Raw genomic sequence first — 4,072 nt, forward strand, 5'->3', positions numbered from 1 at the left:
GGGGGTGGCCACCCCCAGCAGCTCGATCCGTCGGAGACACTATAAGCCAAACTCAACATACAAGGGATGGGGAGGGGGCTATTGCTGGAGCCTCTTTTGCAAATCGTTTGAAACTCTTTCCCGCGCTGCCGATCTGGTGACAGAGTCGACGTCGGTGAAATACTGCGTCACATCGTCACCAGTTCATCGGGAGCAGCCATGCGCCAGCGCCTCCGCTTCTATCTCGGCGACGAGCTTCGGGAGATCGACGCGGTCGATCCGACCCTGACGGTGCTCGACTGGCTGCGGCTGTCGGAACGGCGGGTCGGCACCAAGGAAGGCTGTGCCGAGGGCGATTGCGGCGCCTGCACCGTGGTGGTCGGCCGGCTGGACGGGGACACCCTGCGTTACGAGGCGGTGAACGCCTGCATCCGCTTTCTCGCCACGCTGGACGGCTGCCGGCTGCTGACGGTGGAGCATCTGAAGGGGCCGGACGGCGCGCTGCACCCGGTGCAGCAGGCGATGGTGGATTGCCACGGCTCGCAATGCGGCTTCTGCACGCCGGGCTTCGTCATGTCGCTGCTGGCGCTGTATCTGAACGAGGAACGGCCGGACGGGCAGCGCATCGACGACGCGCTCGCCGGCAACCTCTGCCGCTGCACCGGCTACGAGCCCATCGTCCGCGCTGCCCATGCCATGTACGACATCGGCGACCGCGCTGCCGACCGCTTCGCCGACCGCGAAGCGATGGCGGAGAAGCTGAAAGCCCTGCGCGACAAGGAGATCCTCAGCGTCGGCGCTGGCGGGCGCCGCTTCCTGGCGCCGGCCACTGTGCCGCAGCTGGCGCAGCTTCTGCTCGACAACCCCGGCGCCACCATCGTAGCGGGGGCGACCGACGTCGGGCTGTGGGTGACCAAGTTCCAGCGCGTGCTGGCGACGGTGATCTACACCGGCCGGGTGCGCGCCCTGCGGCGGATCGACGATCGCGGCGACGCGCTGGTGATCGGCGCCGGCGTCACCTACAGCGACGCGGCGGAGCGGATCGCGGCGCTCTATCCCGATTTCGGCGAGCTGATCCGCCGCATCGGCGCGGAGCAGGTGCGCAACATGGGCACCATCGGCGGCAACATCGCCAACGGCTCCCCCATCGGCGACACGCCGCCGGCCCTGATCGCCTGCGGCGCCACCCTGCGGCTGCGGCGCGGCGACGAGACGCGCGAACTGCCGCTGGAGGAGTTCTTCATCGAATACGGCAAGCAGGACCGCCGCGAGGGCGAATTCGTCGAGGCGGTGATCCTGCCCAAGCCGGCGGCGGGGATGCGCTTCCGTGCCTACAAGATCGCCAAGCGCTTCGACCAGGACATCTCCGCAGTCTGCGGCGCCTTCCGCCTGACGCTGGACGGTGAGGGGCGGGTCGCCGACATCCGCATCGCCTTCGGCGGCATGGCCGGCACCCCGAAACGCGCCGGCGGGGCGGAAGCGGTGCTGCTGGGCCGTCATTGGACCGAAGATTGTGTTCGCCAGGGGATGGAGGCGCTGGCGGACGATTACGCGCCGCTGTCGGACTGGCGGGCCAGCGCGGCCTACCGCTCCGCCGTGGCCGCGAATTTGCTGATGAAGCTGTATGTCGAGACCAGCGACCCGGCGGCGGAGACCCGTCTGGTCGGCGACCGGAGGCTAGCCCATGCCTGACGTCACGACGCCCATCGCTCCCATCACCGCTCCCGACCGCATCCAGGGCGCCGTCCATGATCCGCGCCGGCACGAAAGCGCGCATAAGCATGTCAGCGGCGAGGCGGTCTATGTCGACGACATCGCCGAGCCGGCCGGGCTGCTGCACGTCTATCTGGGCCTCAGCGGCCAGGCGCATGCGCGCATCCGTTCCATCGACCTGTCGCCGGTCCGGCAGGCGCCGGGCGTGGTGGCGGTCTTCACCGCCGACGATGTGCCGGGGGTGAACGACATCGGCTGCATGGGCAAGCATGACGAGCCGCTGTTCGCCTCGACGCTGGTCGAGCATGTCGGCCAGCCGATCTTCGCCGTCGCCGCCGAAACCCGCGATCAGGCCCGCCGCGCCGCCAAGCTGGCGGTGATCGAGTATGAGGATCTGCCCGCCGTCCTGACCATCGCCGCCGCCCGCGATGGCGAGCGGACACTGGTCACCGCTCCGATGACCCTGCGGGTCGGCGACGCCGATGCGGCGCTGGCCGAGGCTGCGCATCGCGTGGAGGGCAGGCTCGCCATTGGCGGGCAGGAGCATTTCTACCTGGAAAGCCAGATCGCCATGGCGGTGCCGGGCGAGGACCAGGAGGTGCTGATCCACGTCTCCACCCAGCACCCGACGGAGGTGCAGCACATCGTCGCCCATGTTCTGGACCTGCCCAGCGCCGCGGTGACGGTGGAGGTTCGGCGGATGGGCGGCGGATTCGGCGGCAAGGAGACGCAGTCCAACCTGTTCGCCGCCTGCACCGCGCTGGTGGCCAAGCGCACCGGCCGCGCCGCCAAGCTGCGTCCCGACCGCGACGACGATTTCCAGATCACCGGGAAGCGCCATGATTTCGAGATTGACTATCGCGTCGGCTTCGACGACAGCGGGCTGATCCAGGGCGTCGACATGCAGTTCGCGGCACGGGCCGGCTATGCCGCCGACCTGTCGGGGCCGGTGACCGACCGGGCGCTGTTCCATGCCGACAACGGCTATTTCTATCCGGCGGCGCGGCTGGAATCGCTGCCGCTGAAGACCAACACGGTGTCCAACACCGCCTTCCGCGGCTTCGGCGGTCCGCAGGGCATGGTCGCCGCGGAACGGGTGATCGACGAGATCGCCTTCACGCTGGGCAAGGATCCGCTGGAGATCCGCAAGCGGAACTTCTACGGCACCGATGACCGCAACCTGACGCCCTATCACCAGACCGTCACCGACAACATCCTGCCGGAGTTGATCGCGCAGCTTGAGGAAAGCTGTGGTTACTGGACACGGCGGGAGGAAATCCGCGCCTTCAATGCCAAGAACCGTATCCTGCGCAAGGGGCTGGCGCTGACGCCGGTGAAGTTCGGCATTTCCTTCACCGCCAGCCATTACAATCAGGCCGGCGCGCTGGTCCATGTCTACACCGACGGCAGCATCCAGCTGAACCATGGCGGGATCGAGATGGGGCAGGGGCTCTACACCAAGGTCGCCCAGGTGGTGGCGGAGGAGTTCCAGGTCGACATCGCCACCATCCTTCCGACCGCCACCAACACCGGCAAGGTGCCCAACACCTCGGCCACCGCGGCCTCGTCGGGCTCCGACCTGAACGGCAAGGCGGCGCAGGCGGCGGCCCGCACCATCAGGGAGCGGCTGGTCACCTTCGCGGCGGAGAATTGGGGCGTGGCGCCGGACATGGTGCGGTTCCAGCGCAACCGCGTGCTGGTCGGCGACCGCGACATGAGCTTCGCCGATCTGGTGCGCGCCGCCTATATGGCGCGGGTGCAGCTGTCGGCCACCGGCTTCTACAAGACGCCGAAGATCCATTGGGACCGCGCGGCCGGGCGCGGCACGCCCTTCTATTACTTCGCCTATGGCGCGGCGTGCGCCGAGGTGACGGTGGACACGCTGACCGGCGAATATGTCGTCGACCGCGTGGACATCCTGCACGACTGCGGCCGGTCGCTGAACCCGGCCATCGACCGGGGGCAGATCGAGGGCGGCTTCGTCCAGGGCATGGGCTGGCTGACCATGGAGGAGCTGTGGTGGGACGCGCAGGGCCGCCTGCGCACCCACGCGCCCAGCACCTACAAGATCCCGGCCTGCTCCGACCGTCCGCGCATCTTCAACGTCGCGCTTCTGGAGAACGCGCCGAACCGCGAGGACACCATCTTCCGCTCCAAGGCGGTCGGCGAGCCGCCCTTCATGCTGGGCATGGCGGTGCTCCACGCGCTGTCCGACGCGGTGGCGAGCGTGGCCGGGCACCGCTTCTGCCCGAGGCTGGACGCGCCGGCGACGCCGGAGCGGGTGCTGGGCTGCATCGCGGCGTTGCGGGAGCGGGTGGCTGCAGGCGGTGGATGCCCCCTCCCTAACCCTCCCCCGCCATTGGCGGGGGGGGGGGCCGCC

At 68.9% G+C, this 4,072-nt stretch carries 2 protein-coding genes; both read left to right on the top strand.

The annotated features are described in order from the left end of the window. The first annotated feature begins 198 nt into the window (after window positions 1–198). Window positions 199–1,671 carry a xanthine dehydrogenase small subunit gene (xdhA, locus tag TSO5_RS31855; RefSeq protein ID WP_109155364.1) on the top strand — a complete coding sequence of 491 codons (1,473 nt, stop codon included), beginning with the start codon at window positions 199–201 and terminating at the stop codon, window positions 1,669–1,671. After that, window positions 1,664–4,072: xanthine dehydrogenase molybdopterin binding subunit (gene xdhB, locus TSO5_RS31860; RefSeq protein ID WP_247871067.1), on the top strand; the 2,409-nt coding region annotated here is incomplete at its 3' end. The genes xdhA and xdhB, both read left to right, overlap by 8 nt.

This window comes from Azospirillum sp. TSO5, assembly GCF_003116065.1.
GTDB lineage: Bacteria > Pseudomonadota > Alphaproteobacteria > Azospirillales > Azospirillaceae > Azospirillum.